The sequence below is a fragment of the Streptomyces sp. NPDC001606 genome, from assembly GCF_053596835.1.
On sequence record NZ_JBSFHC010000022.1, the window covers coordinates 126103 to 143577 of the forward strand.

The 17475-nt window shown below is 70.1% G+C and carries 15 protein-coding genes; 8 read left to right on the plus strand and 7 right to left on the minus strand.

The window, feature by feature from the left end; translation table 11 throughout:
• Positions 1-40: 40 nt before the first annotated feature.
• Positions 41-1474 carry a hypothetical protein gene (locus ACWCV9_RS31860; RefSeq protein WP_450791766.1) on the minus strand — a complete coding sequence of 478 codons (1434 nt, stop codon included), beginning with the start codon at positions 1472-1474 and terminating at the stop codon, positions 41-43.
• 209 nt (positions 1475-1683) lie between these two features.
• On the opposite strand from ACWCV9_RS31860, the gene ACWCV9_RS31865 reads away from it, so the two are divergent.
• Positions 1684-1992 carry a hypothetical protein gene (locus tag ACWCV9_RS31865; RefSeq protein WP_450791768.1) on the plus strand — a complete coding sequence of 103 codons (309 nt, stop codon included), beginning with the start codon at positions 1684-1686 and terminating at the stop codon, positions 1990-1992.
• 69 nt (positions 1993-2061) lie between these two features.
• Here the strand turns inward: ACWCV9_RS31865 and ACWCV9_RS31870 are convergent, their stop codons facing one another.
• Entirely contained in the window at positions 2062-2349 is a 288-nt protein-coding gene (locus ACWCV9_RS31870) for a hypothetical protein (protein WP_450791769.1), read from the minus strand.
• 207 nt (positions 2350-2556) lie between these two features.
• Between ACWCV9_RS31870 and ACWCV9_RS31875 the strand changes: the two genes are divergently transcribed.
• The 6 genes from ACWCV9_RS31875 (at position 2557) to ACWCV9_RS31900 (ending at position 11895) form a co-directional block, all read left to right on the plus strand.
• The gene (locus ACWCV9_RS31875) at positions 2557-4785 is read left to right on the plus strand and encodes an ABC transporter family substrate-binding protein (RefSeq protein ID WP_450791771.1); all 2229 of its coding nucleotides are present in this window, start codon (positions 2557-2559) and stop codon (positions 4783-4785) included.
• A 138-nt stretch (positions 4786-4923) separates the two neighbouring features.
• Positions 4924-6831, plus strand: a complete 1908-nt coding sequence (gene typA, locus ACWCV9_RS31880; RefSeq protein WP_385840227.1) for a translational GTPase TypA — start codon at positions 4924-4926, stop codon at positions 6829-6831.
• Between the two features lie 142 nt (positions 6832-6973).
• Positions 6974-7936, plus strand: a complete 963-nt coding sequence (locus ACWCV9_RS31885; RefSeq protein WP_450791773.1) for an ABC transporter permease — start codon at positions 6974-6976, stop codon at positions 7934-7936.
• 81 nt (positions 7937-8017) lie between these two features.
• Complete coding sequence (locus ACWCV9_RS31890) at positions 8018-9826, plus strand: ABC transporter substrate-binding protein (protein WP_450791774.1); 1809 nt, start codon at positions 8018-8020, stop codon at positions 9824-9826.
• A gap of 6 nt (positions 9827-9832) precedes the next feature.
• The gene (locus ACWCV9_RS31895) at positions 9833-10813 is read left to right on the plus strand and encodes an ABC transporter permease (protein WP_450791776.1); all 981 of its coding nucleotides are present in this window, start codon (positions 9833-9835) and stop codon (positions 10811-10813) included.
• A gap of 11 nt (positions 10814-10824) precedes the next feature.
• Positions 10825-11895, plus strand: a complete 1071-nt coding sequence (locus ACWCV9_RS31900) for an ABC transporter ATP-binding protein (RefSeq protein WP_450791777.1) — start codon at positions 10825-10827, stop codon at positions 11893-11895.
• Here ACWCV9_RS31900 and ACWCV9_RS31905 read toward each other — a convergent pair.
• Together ACWCV9_RS31905 and ACWCV9_RS31910 are read right to left on the minus strand one after the other, a co-directional pair.
• Complete coding sequence (locus tag ACWCV9_RS31905; RefSeq protein WP_450791779.1) at positions 11892-12629, minus strand: hypothetical protein; 738 nt, start codon at positions 12627-12629, stop codon at positions 11892-11894. The two genes, ACWCV9_RS31900 and ACWCV9_RS31905, sit on opposite strands and share 4 nt — an antisense overlap.
• A 61-nt stretch (positions 12630-12690) precedes the next feature.
• Positions 12691-13431: a class I SAM-dependent methyltransferase gene (locus tag ACWCV9_RS31910; RefSeq protein WP_450791780.1), complete on the minus strand. Its 741-nt coding sequence runs from the start codon at positions 13429-13431 to the stop codon at positions 12691-12693.
• A gap of 188 nt (positions 13432-13619) precedes the next feature.
• On the opposite strand from ACWCV9_RS31910, the gene ACWCV9_RS31915 reads away from it, so the two are divergent.
• Complete coding sequence (locus ACWCV9_RS31915; RefSeq protein ID WP_450791782.1) at positions 13620-14096, plus strand: ricin-type beta-trefoil lectin domain protein; 477 nt, start codon at positions 13620-13622, stop codon at positions 14094-14096.
• Positions 14097-14198: 102 nt separating this feature from the next.
• Here ACWCV9_RS31915 and ACWCV9_RS31920 read toward each other — a convergent pair whose 3' ends face one another.
• From ACWCV9_RS31920 to ACWCV9_RS31930, 3 genes are read right to left on the minus strand one after another with little or no spacing between them, the layout of a single operon-like run.
• Positions 14199-15248, minus strand: coding sequence for an ABC transporter ATP-binding protein (locus ACWCV9_RS31920; RefSeq protein WP_450791784.1), 1050 nt, complete (start codon positions 15246-15248; stop codon positions 14199-14201).
• A gap of 26 nt (positions 15249-15274) precedes the next feature.
• A complete protein-coding gene (locus ACWCV9_RS31925) occupies positions 15275-16300 on the minus strand; it encodes an ABC transporter ATP-binding protein (protein WP_450791786.1) in 1026 nt (341 codons plus the stop codon).
• An 11-nt stretch (positions 16301-16311) separates the two neighbouring features.
• The gene (locus ACWCV9_RS31930) at positions 16312-17295 is read right to left on the minus strand and encodes an ABC transporter permease (protein WP_450791788.1); all 984 of its coding nucleotides are present in this window, start codon (positions 17293-17295) and stop codon (positions 16312-16314) included.
• Positions 17296-17475: the final 180 nt, after the last annotated feature.

Here is a 17475-nt window from a genome sequence, read left to right on the forward strand (position 1 = left end):
GCACCGCCGGCCGGAGCCGGCCTGATCCGGAAGAAAGGCCCTACGCCCGGTTGCCCTGTGCCCGCACGTCTCGTTCGGCCAGGGCGCGGGCGTGGGCCGACAGGGTGTCGGCCTCGGGTGCCGCCCCCGCGGCCAGTGCGCGGACCGCCGCCGCCAGGTCCGAGCGGGCCTCCGGGCCCACCGCCGGGCCGTAGGCCGCGATGAAGCCCTCCGCCCCGGCCACCGAACTGCGGGCGACGAGCAGCGCCGCCGTGTCGAGGACACCGGAGCGGCCGGTGTCCAGGCGCTCCACCGCCCGGGTGATCCGGCGCAGCGCGTCCAGCGGGTCGTACGCACCCGAGGTCAGCTCCTGCCGTACCCCGTTCAGCACCCCGCGCGCATGCGCGAGCCGGGCATGCAGGTCGCCCTCGGTCAGCGGAGTGCGGGAACGCCCTTCCCGGGCCGCCGCGAGTTCCGCCTCCGCACCGGTCAGCGCGGCCGGGACCAGCTCCGCGGCCCGGCGCAGCTCCGTCGCCAGGCGTTCCACCGCGTCGACGAAGACGGCCGCCTGCGCCACCGCGCTCTCCCCGGCGCGCAAGTGCTCGGCGGCCCGGGCCGGATCGCCCGTGTCGGCCGCCTGGCGGGCGTCGTTGAGGTGGGAGGTGGCGAGCACCAGCCGGTCCTTGGCCCGTTCGGGATACCCGGTGACCGGGCCGGTGGCCGAGGGCGGATACCGGTCGTGCAGGCCGCGCAGGGTCTCCTCGGCCGAGGTCGTCCGTGCGGCCAGCTCGCGGAACCGGGCCTCGGCGGTCTCCAGGGCCGGGCGCAGCCCCGCGCCGTCCAGCGCCCGGAGCCGGTCCAGGGCCGGGGTCTCCGCGTCCAGGCGCCGGCTCGCCTCCGCGCACCGGCCGAGCACCCCCACCAGTGCCTGTCGCCGGGCCTCGGGATCCTCCGGCACCCCCTCCTCGTACCGCCGCCAGATCGCGAACGCGGCCGCCAGCTCGGTCTCGGCGGCCCGCAGCGCATGCGTGAACGGCTCGGTCTCCGGTTTGTCGAACCGGCTCCGGACGAAGGCGAGTTCCTCGCGGCTCGCCCGTACCCGGTCGTCGGCGAGCAGCAGCGCGGCCCGCGCCTGCCGCTCGGACTCGGCCGGGCTCGGGGCGGGCGGCGGCGCGGAGACGGTGCCCGGGGTCGTCCGGGTCCGGGCGCGCCGGGTGCGGCGCAGATAGCCGTATCCGCCCAGCGTCACGGCCGCCACCCCGGCGAGGAGCGGCAGCACGAGGTCGGCCGTGGACGTCCCGCCCTGCTGCTGTGCGGTGGCGCTCGCCACCGGTCCGGCCGGTGCCGGGGGAACCGGCTCATGGGTGCCGGTGGTCGTCACCGGCAACACCAGCCACCCGACTCCCGTCAGCGCGCCCAGCACGACATGCGTCACCCGCGCCCATATGTGCGCGTGGGCGCGCCGGGGGCGGCCCCGAATCAGGGAGGACGTCACATTTCGGAGCGTATGGGCAGGTAGACGGCTTCGCGAGCGGGGCGGATACAGGTGGGGGACGAGACGGGCAGGGGGACGGAATGGACGACGGCACACGGGGGGATCGCCGTCATGTCGTACGACGCATCACCGGAGTTGACGGAATCCATACGCGGGAAGGCGGCGCACGATCTGGCGGAAAAGCTTCGCCCGGTGGCACCCTGACCGTCATGCACATGTTCCTGGTGGTGGCCGGTGCCATCACCCTCGGGCTGCTCGGGCTGAGCGGCGTGTTGACCCTCACCACGGGCTGGATCGTGCCCTGGGGGCGCGCCCGGGTGCTGCGCCCGGCCCTGTGGGGGTACGGCTCCCTGCTGGCCGCCGCCGGCGGCGCGGTGTTCCTGTTCCTGGGCCCGCTCGCCCGCCAGTACGGCCCCGTGCCGTGGACCGGCTGGCTCGCCTTCATGGCCGGGCTGGGCCTCCAGACGCTGGCCCAGCGGCCCGGCCGTGGCGCCACCGCGCCGAAGGACGCCTCCTGACCACCTCGAACCACACCTGCTGAGCTTCGGCCCCGTCCACAGCGGCGGGGCCTACGCGTGCTCCACCGCTCAGGGAGCGTGCCGGTCGCGGGCGCCCAGGCCCTCGTCGTCCGCGTCCGTCCACAGACTGATGTCGTAGGGCGTGTCGGAGACGGTGACGAGGTCGGGCCGGCCGGATCCGGCCGGTGTCGCCGCCTCGCGCAGCAGCGCCACACTCTCGCGCAGGTGGTCGGCGTCCAGCCGGACCCGGCGGATCTCCAGGCCACCCCTGCCGAGCTGGTTCTCCAGCCGGCCCAGCGACCGCTCGAGGTCGTCGAGGCAGCGCTGGACGGTGGTGATGTCGTCGTGCACGGACATGGCTTGCCCTCGCTTCCCGGCTCCGGCGGGCGGGCGGGGAGGCGTCTTCCGGGTGTGTTGCGCCGCTCGGGTGGGCTTGCAGGCCCTCGTCGCCGTGTCGCCCGCGCTGGCCGGAACCTTTCCTCTTCAGTGGCCGCATAGATCTGATCAGCTCCATATACCGCCAAAAGTGATCATAACGCTCGCGGCTTCCCGGAGGTAGCAGAGATGTCGTATTCGGCGACGGCAGGGGAGCGCCCCGACGGGGCGCGGGACCGCAGCGATGGGCGACCGGCCACAACGGCGCCGCAGCCGAACAACGGCGCCCGGCACCTCCAGCGCGGCCTGGCTCTGCTGACCGCCGGCGCGCTCGCCCTGCCCCTGCTCACCGCCTGCGGCTCCGACGACGAGGCCGGCAAGCCCCTGGCCGGGCAGGACATCGCCCTGGCCGCCCGGGACGTGGTCGCCGACGGCGGCACCCTGAAATGGGCCGTGGACGCCGTGCCCGAGACCCTGAACACCTTCCAGGCCGACGCCGACGCCGGCACCAACCGCGTCGCCCAGGCCGTGCTGCCCTCGATGTTCCGGCTCGACGCGACCGGCCGGCCGGTGCCCAACCCCGCCTATCTGGAATCGGCCAAGGTCATCGAGACCGAGCCGCGCCAGGTCGTGCTGTACAAGCTGAACCAGCAGGCCGTCTGGAGCGACGGCCGGGAGATCGGCGCCGCCGACTTCGTCGCCCAGTGGCGCGCCCTGTCCGGCAAGGACAGCGCCTACTGGACCGCCCGCAACGCCGGCTACGACCGCATCGAGAAGATCGAGCGCGGCGCCAACGACCTCCAGGTCCGGGTCACCTTCTCCCGCCCCTACGCCGACTGGAAGTCGCTGTTCTCCCCGCTGTACCCGAAGGACGTCATGGGCACCCCGGACGCCTTCAACGACGGCGCCCGGCGCAAGCTCAAGGTCACCGCCGGGCCGTTCAAGGTGGAGAAGGTCGACACCGCCGCCAAGGACGTCGTCCTCACCCGCAACCCGCGCTGGTGGGGCAGGCCGGCCAAGCTGGACGAGATCGTGCTGCACGCCGTACCCCGCGACAAGCGGGCCGCCGCGCTCGCCGACGGCAGCGTGGACCTCGCCGACATCGACTCCGCCGAGGCCGAGCGGATCGGGCTCGCCGCCCAGGGCACCGCCAACCCGCTCCAGGGCGCCGGCAAGACCTCGGTGAAGAAGCTGCGCTCCTGGGCGCTGGCGCACGGCTTCGACGAGGACAAGGTGCACACCGGAAAGAAGAAGCTGCGCAAGGCGATCACCCGCTACCTGGACCAGCAGCAGGCCCTGCGCGCCTTCGACGTGCGCAGGTCGCTGGAGCCCGCCTACACCCAGCTCGCCCTCAACGGCTCCGAGGGCCCCCTCGCCGACGAGCGGGTCCGCCGGGCCGTCGCCCGCGCCCTGGACCGCGAGGAACTGGCCAAGCTGGTGCTCACCCCGCTCGGCCTGCCCGCCGTACCGGTCGGCAGCCACCTCGCCCTGGCCGGCCAGGCCGACTACGCCGACAACAGCGGCGCCGTCGGCGGCCCGGACACCAAGGAGGCCCAGGCGCTGCTCACCGACGCGGGCTGGGTGGCCGGAGGGCCGGTCAAGGAGGAGAAGAAGGGCGAGAAGGCGGCCGGCCCCGAGAGCGACGACCACACGGGCGACGACCAGGCGAGCGAGGAGAAGAAGTCCGACGGCGGCAAGGACGGCGAGTACATCGTCGGCGAGGACGACAAGAGCGGCGGGCGGGGCGACGCCGGGGACCGGCACCTCGCGCAGGAGGGCAAGCACGGGGGCGCGCCCGGCGCCTACGCCCCCCAGGGCACGGCGGCACCGGCCGCCGCACCGGCCGCGCCGCTCGCCAAGGACGGCAAGGCCCTGCTGCTCCGCTTCGTGCTGCCCTCCGGGCCGGGCTCCGAGACGCTGAACCGGGTCGCGGAGCGGATCTCCGCGATGCTGGAGAAGGTCGGGGTCCGCACCACGATCAGCAAGGTCTCGGACGAGAGCTTCTTCAAGGACCACATCGCAGCCGGCGACTACGACCTCGCCCTGTACTCGTGGCCGGCGACCCCCTTCCCGGCGACCGACGCCCGGCCGATCTACGCCAAGCCGGTGGCGGCGGCCGACGGCTCGGTGAACATCGAGCAGAACTACACCCGGGTCGGCACCGACCAGGTGGACCAGCTCTTCGACCAGGCGGCGGCGACCCTCGACGAGGACGAGGCCCGGGATCTGATCAGGAAGGCCGACGCCCGGATCTGGGCGACGGCGGGGTCGATCCCGCTGTACCAGCGGCCCCAGTTGGTCGGGGTGCGCAGGAACCTGGTGAACGCCGGGGCCTTCGGCTTCCAGACGCCGGTCTACGAGGACATGGGCTATCTGAAGAAGGGCGCGAAGATCTCCCCGAGTCCCCGGAACAGCTAGCGGACATCGGCCCGGCGAGCCCTTGGTGCGGAGGACACGTACCATGGGGTAAGGCCGTGGCGTGTCCAGCCCGGCAGGGCCCGCGCGGCACAGATGTACGCGCAGGGCGTTCCTCACACTCCGGGAGTACGGCAACCTATGGCCACGCGCCACGACATCCGCAACGTCGCCATCGTCGCCCACGTCGACCACGGCAAGACCACCATCGTCGACGGCATGCTGAAGCAGGCCGGTGCCTTCGCCGCCCACCAGCTCGACTCGGTCGACGACCGCATGATGGACTCGAACGACCTGGAGCGTGAGAAGGGCATCACGATCCTCGCCAAGAACACGGCGGTGAAGTACCACCCCAAGGACGGCGGGGACCCGATCACGATCAACATCATCGACACCCCCGGCCACGCCGACTTCGGTGGCGAGGTCGAGCGCGGTCTGTCGATGGTCGACGGTGTCGTCCTCCTGGTGGACGCCTCCGAGGGCCCGCTCCCGCAGACCCGCTTCGTGCTGCGCAAGGCGCTCCAGCAGCGGCTCCCCGTCATCCTGTGCATCAACAAGACGGACCGCCCGGACTCCCGCATCGACGAGGTCGTCAACGAGACGTACGACCTCTTCCTCGACCTGGACGCGGACGAGGAGCAGATCGAGTTCCCGATCGTCTACGCCTGCGGCCGTGACGGCATCGCCTCGCTGACCAAGCCGGAGAACGGCACGGTCCCGGCCGACTCCAACAGCCTGGAGCCGTTCTTCTCGACGATCCTGGAGCACATCCCGGCTCCGACCTACGACGAGGACGCCCCGCTCCAGGCGCACGTCACCAACCTGGACGCCGACAACTTCCTCGGCCGTATCGCGCTGCTGCGCGTCGAGCAGGGCGAGCTGCGCAAGGGCCAGACGGTCGCGTGGATCAAGCGCGACGGCTCCATCAGCAACGTCCGCATCTCCGAGCTGCTGATGACCGAGGCGCTCACCCGCAAGCCTGCCGAGGTGGCCGGCCCGGGTGACATCTGTGCCGTCGCCGGTATCGCCGACATCATGATCGGCGAGACCCTCGCCGACCCCGAGAACCCGATCCCGCTGCCGCTGATCACGGTCGACGAGCCCGCGATCTCCATGACCATCGGCACCAACACCTCGCCGCTGGTCGGCCGGGGCGGCACCGGCAAGGGCGCCGACGCGAAGTCGGCCGTCAAGGACCGCAAGGTCACCGCCCGTCAGGTCAAGGACCGCCTGGACCGCGAGCTGATCGGTAACGTCTCGCTGCGCGTCCTGGAGACGGACCGGCCGGACGCCTGGGAGGTCCAGGGCCGTGGTGAGCTGGCGCTCGCCATCCTGGTCGAGACCATGCGCCGGGAAGGCTTCGAGCTGACCATCGGCAAGCCGCAGGTCGTCACCAAGGAGATCGACGGCAAGACGTACGAGCCCGTCGAGCGCATGACGATCGACGTGCCCGAGGAGCACATGGGCGCGGTCACGCAGCTCATGGGTGTCCGCAAGGGCCGTATGGACAACATGTCCAACCACGGCTCCGGCTGGGTGCGCATGGAGTTCGTCGTGCCGTCGCGCGGTCTCATCGGCTTCCGGACCGAGTTCCTGACCCAGACCCGCGGTACGGGCATCGGGCACTCGATCCACGAGGGCTTCGAGCCCTGGTTCGGCACCCTCCAGACCCGTAACAACGGCTCCCTGGTCGCCGACCGCGCCGGTGCCGTCACCGCGTTCGCGATGACGAACCTCCAGGAGCGCGGCGTGCTGTTCGTGGAGCCGGGCACCGAGGTGTACGAGGGCATGATCGTCGGCGAGAACTCGCGCTCCGACGACATGGACGTCAACATCACCAAGGAGAAGAAGCTCACGAACATGCGGTCCTCGACCGCTGACGTCTCCGAGTCCATCGTCCCGCCGCGCAAGCTGTCGCTGGAGCAGTCGCTGGAGTTCTGCCGCGACGACGAGTGCGTCGAGGTGACCCCGGAGGCGGTCCGCATCCGCAAGGTCAACCTGGACCAGCGTGAGCGGGCCCGCGCCGCGAGCCGCGCCAAGCACGGCTGATCCACCGGCAGTCGAGCCCGGGCACCCCATGGCGGGGTGCCCGGGCTTTTTGCCGCCCGCTTTCAGGGGTAGTTTGCGGACAGCGCTCGGGTCATTGAGTGAACACGCGGAGTCACATTCATTCGGGTGAAGTGGGCGAACCGTGACAACTCCTGGCAAGATCGAGGGCCGGTCACCCGGCCGGCTCATGTGGCTGCGTTTCCGACGCGACCGCACGGGTGTGCTCTCGGCCTGCGTGGTGGGCTGCTACTTCCTGCTCGGCCTGCTCGCCCCGCTGATAGCCAAGGGGTACGGCAAGGACCCCTACACCGTGTACGCGGACGAACGTCCCGAACTCTTCGACAGCGCGGGAGTGCCGGTGCGGCCCAACGGCGGCATCAGCGGCGAGTTCTGGTTCGGACTCGAACCCGGCAACGGGTACGACGTCTTCACCAAGCTCCTCTACGGCATCCGCACCTCGCTGATGATCTCGGTCGCGGTCACCCTCGCGGTCGTCGTCACCGGCATCCTGCTCGGCGTCACGGCCGGCTACCTCGGCGGCCGGGCCGACTACGTCATCGGCCGGGTCATCGACTTCCTGCTCGCCTTCCCGGCCCAGCTGTTCTTCATCGCGAGCATGCCCGTCGTGGTCTCGCTGTTCGTCAGCCCCCGCGACGAGACCCCCACCTACGTCCGGGTCGTCGCCCTCGTCCTGGTGCAGTGGTTCCTCGGCTGGATGGGCCTCGGCCGGATTCTGCGCGGCACCACACTGGCCCTGCGCGAACGGGAGTTCATCGACGCGGCGAGGATCAGCGGCGCCTCACCGTGGCGGATCATCCGCAGGGAGATCCTGCCGAACATCGTCACCCCGCTGCTGGTGCAGGCGACGTACCTGCTGCCCAACTTCGTGACCGCCGAGGCCGGGCTGTCCTACCTGGGCGTCGGCATCGTCGAACCGACCCCGGACTGGGGGCAGATGTTCGCCAAGGCGTCCACCCAGCTGGTGATGCAGAACGACATCACCTACATGTTCTTCCCCGGCGTGTCGATGATCGTCTTCGTCGTCGCCTTCAACCTGCTCGGGGACTCGGTCAGGGACGCCTTCGACCCCAAGACCGCGCACTGAACCAGCACTTCAGGCAAGCGCACGGCACTTCCATCGCACCTCCACGGTCCCGGTGACACACAGATGGGTGGGAATCGCGTGATGAACAGGGGTGGACGTCAACTCCACGGGGCGCTCTGCGTCCTCGCGGCCGGAGCTCTCGTGCTCACGGGTTGCAGCAAGGGCGGCAGCGGCAGCGGCGGCGACGACCGGAAGGACCAGCAGAACGCACGACGCCAGCAGGCCCCCATCAAGTTCGGCGGTACGGCCGACTCCACCGGGCCCGCCGCGCCCGTGCCCGGCGCCAGGTCCGGCGGCACCATGGAGGTGCTCCAGCGCGACTCCTACGCCCACCTGGACCCCGCCCAGATCTACGTCTTCGACCAGATGTCGCTCGCCCAGCTGATCCACCGCGGCCTCACCGGCTACAAGGCGACCAGCAACGACGGCCACCGGCACGAGGTGGTCGGCGACCTCGCCACCGACTCCGGCACCACCACCGACGGCGGCAGGACCTGGAAGTACACGCTCAAGGACGGGATCAGGTTCGCCGACGGCACCCCTATCACCTCCAAGGACGTCCGGCAGACCGTCGAGCGGCTCTTCGCGCCCTTCATCACCCAGGGCCCCGCCTACCTCCAGCAGTGGCTGGCCGGCACCGACGGCGCGGGCTACCGCAAGCTGCTCCCGGACGGCCCCTACAAGGGCAAACACCTGCCGGACAGCGTCCTTTCGACGCCCGACGCGAAGACCATCGTCTTCCACTTCGCCAAGCCCCACCCGGACCTGCCGTACGCACTCGCCATGGCCGGCTACTCCATCGTGTCCGCCAAGGGCGACACCCGGCAGCAGTACGACAAGAACCCGGTCACCACCGGCCCGTACAAGATCCAGTCCTTCAAGTCCGGCAAGTCGATGGTGCTGGTCAGAAACCCCGCATGGGACCCGAAGACGGACCCCATCCGGCACCAGTACGTGGACCGCTTCAACATCGTCTTCAACCAGCAGTTCGAGACCTCCACCAAGGCGCTGCTGGCGGACAGCGGCCCCGACCGGGCCGGCCTCAGCTTCAACAACCAGGTCGACGCGGGCAACCTGTCCCAGGTCCTGCGGGACCCGAAGCTCAAGTCCCGCACGGTCTCCGGCTACCAGCCGTACGTCGGCCAGATGAACATCAACCTGAGCAAGCCCGAGATGAAGGACATCCGGGTCCGCCGGGCCATCGCGTACGCCCTGCCGATCACCCCGTTCGTGCGGGCCTACGGCGGCAGCGACGCCATGGAGGTCGCGGGCGGCCTGATCTCCCCGACCGTCCCCGGCTACGACCCCGCCTTCGACCCGTTCGGCAAGAAGAAGCACCCCGAGGGCGACCCGGCCAGGGCCAGGAAGCTGCTCCAGGCGGCCGGCAAGCTCCACATGAAGCTGACCTTCGGCTACACGAACACCAACGAGGGCCAGCAGTACTCCACCGCCATGGCGGCGGGCCTGAAGAAGGCGGGCTTCGACGTCCAGCGCCGGGAGATCCCCTCCGAGACCTACTTCGACCAGGTCTCCAAGCTCGACAACGACTACGACATCTTCCACACCTCCTGGGCCGCCGACTGGCCGTCCGGCGGGACGGTCATCCCGCCGCTGTACGACGGCCGCCAGATCGCCGACGGCGCGTCGAACTACTCCCAGCTCAACGACCCGCACGTGAACAGCGAGATCGACCGCATCGGCCGGATCGCCGACCCCGCCAAGGCCGCGGCGGAGTGGGAGAAGGTCGACAAGTACCTGCTCACCAAGGTGGTGAACGAGGTCCCGACCGCGTACTACAAGCAGGTCCAGATCGCCGGCTCCCGGGTCGGCGGCCTCGTCTACGACGACGTGATCGGCAGCATCGACCCCCGCTGCCTCTACATCAAGTGACCGGCCGTGCTGCGCTTCCTCGTCCGCCGGGTCATCGGCGCCGTCGTCATCCTGTTCCTGCTGAGCATCGTCACGTTCGCGCTGTTCTTCGGGGTGCCCCGGGACCCGGCGCTGCTGATGTGCGGCAAGACCTGCAATCCGGGCAGCCTCGCGAACATCCACCATGTGCTCGGCCTGGACAAGCCGCTCACCGAGCAGTACGGCATCTTCCTGCACAACGTGTTCCTGGGCAGCGACAGCTTCGCCCAGGGACCGTGCCCGGCGCCCTGTTTCGGCTACTCGTACCACACCGACGAGCAGGTCTGGGGCACGCTGACGGACCGGCTGCCCACCACCGTCTCGCTCACCCTGGGCGCGGCCGTGTGCTTCCTGGCCGTCGGCCTCGGCACCGGGCTGCTGGCCGCCTGGCGGCGCGGCACGCTGATCGACAAGACGGCCACCGCGGGCGCCATGGTCGTCAGCTCGCTCCAGATCTACTTCCTCGGCCCGCTGGTGCTGGCGGTGTTCGTCTACCAGACCCACTGGTTCGCCAAGCCCGCCTACAACGAGTTCACCCACGACCCCGTCGGCTGGTTCACCGGCCTGCTCATCCCCTGGGCCGTGCTCTCCACGATCTTCGCCGCGCAGTACACCCGGATGGCGCGGTCCTCGATGATCGAGCAGCTCCAGGAGGAACACGTCCGCACCGCCCGCGCCAAGGGCATGTCCCGGCGGTACGTCTTCTTCCGCTACGCCTGGCGCGGTTCGCTCATCCCGATCGTCACCATCTTCGGCATCGACCTCGGCTCCCTGTTCGGCGGCGCCATCATCACCGAGTACACCTTCGGCCTGCCGGGCATCGGCCAACTCGCCGTCCAGGCGGTCCTCTTCAGTGATCTGCCGCTGCTGCTCGGGGTGATGCTGTTCGCCGCCAGCATGATCCTGCTCTTCAACATCGTCGTCGACGCGACGTACGCCTTCATCGACCCGCGGGTGCGGCTGTCGTGAGGAGGGACACCATGGAAGAGGACCTGCTGCGGGTCTCCGGGCTGACCAAGCACTTCCCGGTCAAGGGAGGCTTCCCCGTCCGCCGTACGGTCGGCCGGGTGCAGGCCGTCGACGGCATCGATCTGACCGTGCGCGCCGGGGAGAGCTTCGGCCTGGTCGGCGAGTCGGGCTGCGGCAAGTCGACCACGGGCCGGCTGATCACCCGGCTGCTGGAGCCGACGGCCGGCACGATCACGTACCGGGGCCGGGACATCAGCCATGCGACGCGCAGACAACTGGCGCCGATCCGCTCCGAGATACAGATGATCTTCCAGGATCCGTACGCGTCGCTGAACCCGCGCCAGACGGTCGGCACGATCGTCTCCGGGCCGATGGAGATCAACGGGATCAGACCCGAGGGCGGTCGCGAGAAGCGCGTCCGGGAACTCCTGGAGATCGTCGGTCTCAACCCCGAGCACTTCAACCGCTTCCCGCACGAGTTCTCCGGCGGTCAGCGCCAGCGCATCGGTGTAGCCCGCGCGCTGGCCCTGAACCCGAAGCTGATCGTCGCCGACGAGCCGGTCTCGGCCCTCGACGTGTCGATCCAGGCCCAGGTGGTCAACCTGCTCCAGCAGGTGCAGCGGGACCTGGGCATCGCGTTCCTGTTCATCGCCCACGACCTGGCCGTCGTACGGCACTTCTCCCAGCGGGTGGCGGTGATGTACCTCGGCAAGATCGTCGAGATGGGCGACCGCGCGTCCCTCTACACCCGCCCGCGCCACCCCTACACCCACGCCCTGCTGTCCGCCGTACCGGAGCTGACGGCGGACGAGGAGCCGCGCGAGCGGATCCGGCTGGCCGGCGACGTCCCGTCCCCCATCGCCCCGCCCTCGGGCTGCCGCTTCCGCACCCGCTGCTGGAAGGCCCGGGATCGATGCGCGGCCGAGGAGCCGCCGCTGGAGCGCATATCCGGCAACCAGGAGGGCCATCTGACCGCCTGCCACTTCCCGGAGGAGCCCACCACCACGGCCCGCGAGGAGGACATCGTCCTGGACCCGGCCCTGACCGCCGTGGAGCAGGGGGAGGAGGGCACCGGCGGCTAGAGACCGCTCCGGCGGGCCGTGTAGTAGGTGGGCTCGGGGGAGTCCGAGTCGTCGACGGTGAGACTCAGGAGGGTGCCGTAGCGGGTTCGGGCGGCCGTCAGGGACAGGGGGCTGCGCGGGGTGGTGGTGCAGCGCTCGTGGAGGGTGAACCGGGTCGGGCGGGAGCACGCGGCGGGCTCCGCGAGGCGGTGCGGCCCGGGCGCGCCCGGGCGGTCCCAGTCGACGGACAGCCCCGGAGCCCTGAGGACCGGGGCGGGCATTCGGGTGCCGTCCTGGAAGCGGCCGTGCTCGCGGTAGTAGTCCAGGGCGAAGGACACGGTGCCCGTCGCGCTGGGCACCTCGTCCCCGGTGGCGTCCCGGGGCCCCCAGGCGGCGATCCGGGCCGCACGGAGGCGGGGGAGTACGTCGGTGATCCGGCCCCGGACGCCGAAATAGGCGACGGCCCCCATCCGGCACTCCAGGGAGTTCGACGACCGGTCGCTGTCGAAGAGCGAGCTGTGCGGCTGGTAGCAGGTGTCGGTGAGCCGCGTCCCGATGTGCTCCAGCCCCTCGACGGCGCCCAGCCGCGCGACCAGGGCGTGGATCCGCCGCTCCGCGGCCGCCCGGTGGGACTTTGCCTCGGGTGACTCGGCCTGGTTGCGCAGGTCCTGCACCGACGGCTCGACCGAGCACCCGGTGCCGAGCCCCGCCAGGATCAGCGCCAGCAGCCCTGCGGCCGCCCGTGTCCTCCGCATCCGCACACCTCCGCCCCCCACTCTGCGGCGCCCGGGGCCCGGGAGGCATGAGTAGGCGTACTCAAGCGCGCCGGGCCACCGTGATGATCTCGGGCGCGGCGGCGGTGACCGGGCCCCGCGCCCAGTCGCCGTACTGCTCGACCACGGCCAGCCCGGCCTCGCCGAGAAAGCCGGCCAGGGACTGCGGGTCCAGGAACCGCAGGACGCTGTGGCAAGCCCGGGGCGCCGGCCAGCCGTCGGCGTCGTAGGTCTCGGTGAACCGCACCCGGCCGGCGCCGGGTTCCCACTCCTGGACCTCGTGCCACACCCGTACGGTGCGGCCGTCTCCGGCCCCGAACTCGTGCACCCGGTCGGGAGTCCACCGCTCCCAGGCGCGGGCGGCCGGGTTGCGGGTCTCGAACACGAACCGCCCGTCCTCGCCCAGCGCCTCCCGGGCCGCCCGCAGACAGCGGCGGATCTCCTCGTCCCCGACCAGCTCCTGGAAGGCGTGCCCGGTCATGACGACGAGGTCGAACTCCCCCTCCCACCGGCGCACCCGCGCGTCCCCGAGGACCCACTCGACGTCCGGCCGGGCCCGGCGTGCCTGTACGAGCATGGCGGCGGCCGGATCGAGCCCGGTCAGCCGGCCACGGTGCCCCTCGGCCCGGGCCCGCCGCAGCAGCCGCCCGGTGCCGCACCCGATGTCCAGCACCGAGCGGGCCCGACGCACCAGCCCGAGATAGAAGTCGTCGTCCGGGCCCCAGGGGTTGAGGCTGTCGTAGAACGCGGCGAGCGTGAGATCCGTGAAGACATGGTCCGGCACCGCGGCAGTCTGACACACGTTGCTGAACGGTGCGTCAGTTTCCGGGACACTTCTTGAGGGGTCATCACTCAGGCCCGCAGTAGGGAGAAAGCTCAGGTCTTCCTCAAGTGAGTGACCGACCTGATGCAGGGAGTGATTGGATCATTCGGTCGGCCCGTCCAGGTCGGAATCTGTGAAACGGGGAGTTCATGGGAATCGCGTTCAAGTCCTGTGCCGTCGCTTGCGCGACTGCGGCGTCCGTCATGTTGGGTGTGGTGGGGACTGCTTCGCCGGCGCAGGCGGGTGCTGCCCAGTTCCGGCTCAGGAACGTCACTACGGGAACCTGCCTCAAGTACAACGGGGATGGTAAGGCGGTCACCCAGGTCAAGTGCGCGAAGGTGAGAAGTCAGTACTGGGGGCGAGCCGGGCAGTACATCGTCACCATGGCTGACGCGATACCCGGCCTCACGTGTTTGACGAGCGGGAACGGACACGAGAAGTCGGTGACGGTCAAGGATTGCAATGACGCCGATATCACCCACAACGGGTGGGGGGTCACGTCTACCAACCCACACGACAAGACGGTCGTGGCGAACCCGGTGTGCGGCTACCTCAAGGTGATCTCTGGAAAGGTGATCTGCGGCAAGAGGGTGGCGGGTAACAGGGACCTTTGGGAGATCTATTAGTAGAAACTGCCCAGAGAATTCGAGGGCCCGTGCCACGCAACTGCGTGGCACGGGCCCTCGAATTCCGCTTCGCCATAAGGGGCTAATGGAGACACCTGGGTGTCAGGCGAGGTCCTTGGAGAGGCGGTCCTTGGACTCCCGGGGCGCGGGGACGGTCTCCTGCGTCTCGGGGTAGTGGCACGCCGTGAGGTGGCCGGCCTTGTTGCCGGTCACCTGGACCAGCTGCGGCGCCTCGGTCGCGCACTTCTCCGTCGCCTTCCAGCAGCGGGTGCGGAAGCGGCAGCCCGACGGCGGGTTGATCGGCGACGGGACGTCACCGACCAGCCGGATCCGCTCGCGCGGCTCCTCGTCCACCGTGGCCTCGGGCACGGCGGACAGCAGCGCCCGGGTGTACGGGTGGCGCGGGTTCTCGTACAGGTCCTCGCGGTCCGCGATCTCGACGATCTTGCCGAGGTACATCACCGCGACGCGCTGCGAGAAGTGCCGCACGATCGCCAGGTCGTGGGCGATGAAGACGAAGGCGATGCCCATTTCCTTCTGAACCTCCTGGAGGAGGTTCACGACCTGGGCCTGGATCGACACGTCGAGGGCCGAGACCGGCTCGTCGGCGACGATCAGCTTCGGGTTCAGGGCCAGCGCGCGGGCGACACCGATGCGCTGGCGCTGGCCGCCGGAGAACTCGTGCGGGAAGCGGTTGAAGTGCTCGGGGTTGAGACCGACGATCTCCAGGAGTTCCCGGACGCGCTTCTCGCGGCCGCCCTCCGGGTTGATGTCGTTGATCTCCATCGGCCCGGAGATGATCTTGCCGACCGTCTGCCGCGGGTTCAGCGAGGCATACGGGTCCTGGAAGATCATCTGGATCTCGGAGCGGATCGGCGCCAGCTCCTTGCGACCCGCGTGCGTGATGTCCTGGCCGCGGTAGGTGATCTTGCCGCCGGTCGGCTCCAGCAGCCGGGTGATCAGCCGGCCCGTGGTCGACTTGCCGCAGCCCGACTCGCCGACCAGACCCAGGCTCTCGCCCTCGGCCACCTGGAAGTCCAGGCCGTCCACGGCCTGCACCGCGCCGACCGTACGGCGGATCGGGAAGCCGCCCTTGATCGGGAAGTGCTTGGTCAGCCCCGAGACGTCCAGGAGGGGGTTCGTGTTGCTCATGATGGTGAAGTCCCGTCTGCTGTCCGTCAGTTGTGCCGGGTCTCGGCGAGGTCGGCGAAGAGCGTCCGCTTCTGCTCCGCGGTGAGGTGGCAGGCGGAGCCACGGCCCTCGACCACTTCCAGCACCGGCCGCTCACTGGAGCACAGGCCGCCCTCCACCTGGTCCGCGAAGGCGCAGCGCGGGTGGAAGCGGCAGCCGGTCGGCGGGTTGAGCAGCGAGGGCGGGGAACCGGGGATCGGCGTCAGGGGCACGTCGACCGGGCCGTTCAGGCTCGGCATCGAGTTCAGCAGGCCCACCGTGTAGGGGTGGTCGGGGGCGCGGAGCACCTGCTTCTTGGTGCCGCGCTCCACGCACCGGCCGCCGTACATCACCAGCACGTCGTCCGCGATGTCGGCGATCACACCGAGGTCGTGGGTGATGAAGATGATGGCGGTGCCGAACTCCTGCTGGAGGTCCTTGAGCAGGTCCATGATCTGGGCCTGGACCGTCACGTCGAGGGCCGTGGTCGGCTCGTCGGCGATCAGCAGCTCGGGGTCGCAGACCAGCGCCATGGCGATCATCGCGCGCTGGCGCATACCGCCGGAGAACTGGTGCGGGTACTCGTCCACCCGGACGTCCGGCTGCGGGATGCCGACGCGGCGCAGCATCTCGATCGCGCGCGTCCGGGCCTCCTTCTTGGAGCAGCCGGTGTGCTTGCGGTACGTCTCGGAGATCTGGGCGCCGACCGTGTGGTACGGCGACAGGGAGGCCAGCGCGTCCTGGAAGATCATGGACATCTTGTTGCCGCGCAGCTTCTCCAGCGTCCGCTCGGACGCGGTCAGCAGCTCCTGGCCGTCGAGCAGGATCTCGCCCTCCAGGGCGGTGCGCTCGGGGTTGTGCAGGCCCAGGATGGCCAGGTTGGTCACCGACTTGCCGGAGCCGGACTCGCCGACGATGCCGAGGGTCTTGCCCTTCTCCAGATCGAAGGAGAGGCCGTCGACGGCCTTGACCACGCCGTCCTCGGTGGAGAAGTGCACGCGCAGGTCGCGGACGGAGAGGAAGGGGGTGCTCATGGTTTCTCTCCTTAAGCGAGGCGGACGCGCGGGTCGATGAGGGCGTAGACGGCGTCGACCACGATGTTGAAGATGACGATCGCGCCGGCGGCCACCAGGACGACACCGAGCAGCATCGGCAGGTCGTTGTCCTTCACGGCCTTCACCGAGACGGCGCCGATGCCGTGCAGACCGAAGGTCTGCTCGGTGATGACCGCACCGCCGAGCAGCGAACCCAGGTCGAGACCGAGGATCGTCACGATCGGGCCCATTGCACCGCGCCAGGCGAACCGGAAGAACACCGTGCGCCAGGCGAGGCCCTTGGCGCGGGCGGTGCGCACGTAGTCCTCGCTCAGCGTCTCGACCAGCTGCGAGCGGGTCATACGGGTGTAGTTGGCGGTGAAGATGATCGCCAGGACGAACCACGGAAGCAGCAGACCCGTGAACCACGACACGGGGTCCTCGGTGATGCCCGAGGTGTCGTTCGGACGGGCGAAGATGTGCCATTCGTCCGACAGGTAGAACATCGCGACGATGCCGACGATGTAGATCTGGAGCGAGGAGCCGACCAGCGAGGCCGAGGACGCGATCTTGTCCAGCGCCTTGCCCTGCTTGACGGCGGCGATCATGCCGGTGCCGACACCGAAGACGAAGAAGACGACCGCGCTGCCCAGGGCCAGGGAGATCGTGGTCGGGAAGCGGTCCAGGATGATGCCGAGGACAGGCTCGCGGTTGATGAACGAGTAGCCGAGGCAGGGCGCGTTGCAGTGTCCGAAGGACGTGTAGTCGCGGCCCACGAAGACGCCCTCGAGCCAGTGCCAGTACTGCACCGGCAGCGGATCGTCGATCCCCAGGTTGTGCTTGACCAGCGCCAGAGTCTGTGGCGTGCAGACCTTGCCGCAGGCGACCCGGGCGGGGTCACGCGGAGCGACATAGAAGAGGAAGAAGGTGATGGCACTGATGATCAGCAGGATCACCGCTGCGCCGAGTATCCGGCGGATGAGGAAGCGGAACATGGCGATGGGATTCCCTGGGCGACGCCGTGGTGGGGGCGGAGGGGGACGGGCGGGGGGGGGCGGGGGGGGGGGCCCCCCCCCCCCCGCCGGGGGGGGGGGGGGGGGGCCTCAACTAACGGGTTGTAAATATGTAAGCCCAGAAAAGCCGGGGGGACAAACCCCCCCCCCCCCAGCCGCCGG

What these genes read in the sequence shown, in the direction of transcription:
- ACWCV9_RS31900 (WP_450791777.1), top strand. Translation starts at nt 10,825, where the DNA reads ATGGAAGAGGACCTGCTGCGGGTCTCCGGGCTGACCAAGCACTTCCCG.
- ACWCV9_RS31920 (WP_450791784.1), bottom strand. Translation starts at nt 15,248, where the DNA reads ATGAGCAACACGAACCCCCTCCTGGACGTCTCGGGGCTGACCAAGCAC.
- ACWCV9_RS31915 (WP_450791782.1), top strand. Translation starts at nt 13,620, where the DNA reads ATGGGAATCGCGTTCAAGTCCTGTGCCGTCGCTTGCGCGACTGCGGCG.
- ACWCV9_RS31865 (WP_450791768.1), top strand. Translation starts at nt 1,684, where the DNA reads ATGCACATGTTCCTGGTGGTGGCCGGTGCCATCACCCTCGGGCTGCTC.
- ACWCV9_RS31905 (WP_450791779.1), bottom strand. Translation starts at nt 12,629, where the DNA reads ATGCGGAGGACACGGGCGGCCGCAGGGCTGCTGGCGCTGATCCTGGCG.
- ACWCV9_RS31870 (WP_450791769.1), bottom strand. Translation starts at nt 2,349, where the DNA reads ATGTCCGTGCACGACGACATCACCACCGTCCAGCGCTGCCTCGACGAC.
- typA (WP_385840227.1), top strand. Translation starts at nt 4,924, where the DNA reads ATGGCCACGCGCCACGACATCCGCAACGTCGCCATCGTCGCCCACGTC.
- ACWCV9_RS31930 (WP_450791788.1), bottom strand. Translation starts at nt 17,295, where the DNA reads ATGTTCCGCTTCCTCATCCGCCGGATACTCGGCGCAGCGGTGATCCTG.
- ACWCV9_RS31875 (WP_450791771.1), top strand. Translation starts at nt 2,557, where the DNA reads ATGTCGTATTCGGCGACGGCAGGGGAGCGCCCCGACGGGGCGCGGGAC.
- ACWCV9_RS31925 (WP_450791786.1), bottom strand. Translation starts at nt 16,300, where the DNA reads ATGAGCACCCCCTTCCTCTCCGTCCGCGACCTGCGCGTGCACTTCTCC.
- ACWCV9_RS31890 (WP_450791774.1), top strand. Translation starts at nt 8,018, where the DNA reads ATGAACAGGGGTGGACGTCAACTCCACGGGGCGCTCTGCGTCCTCGCG.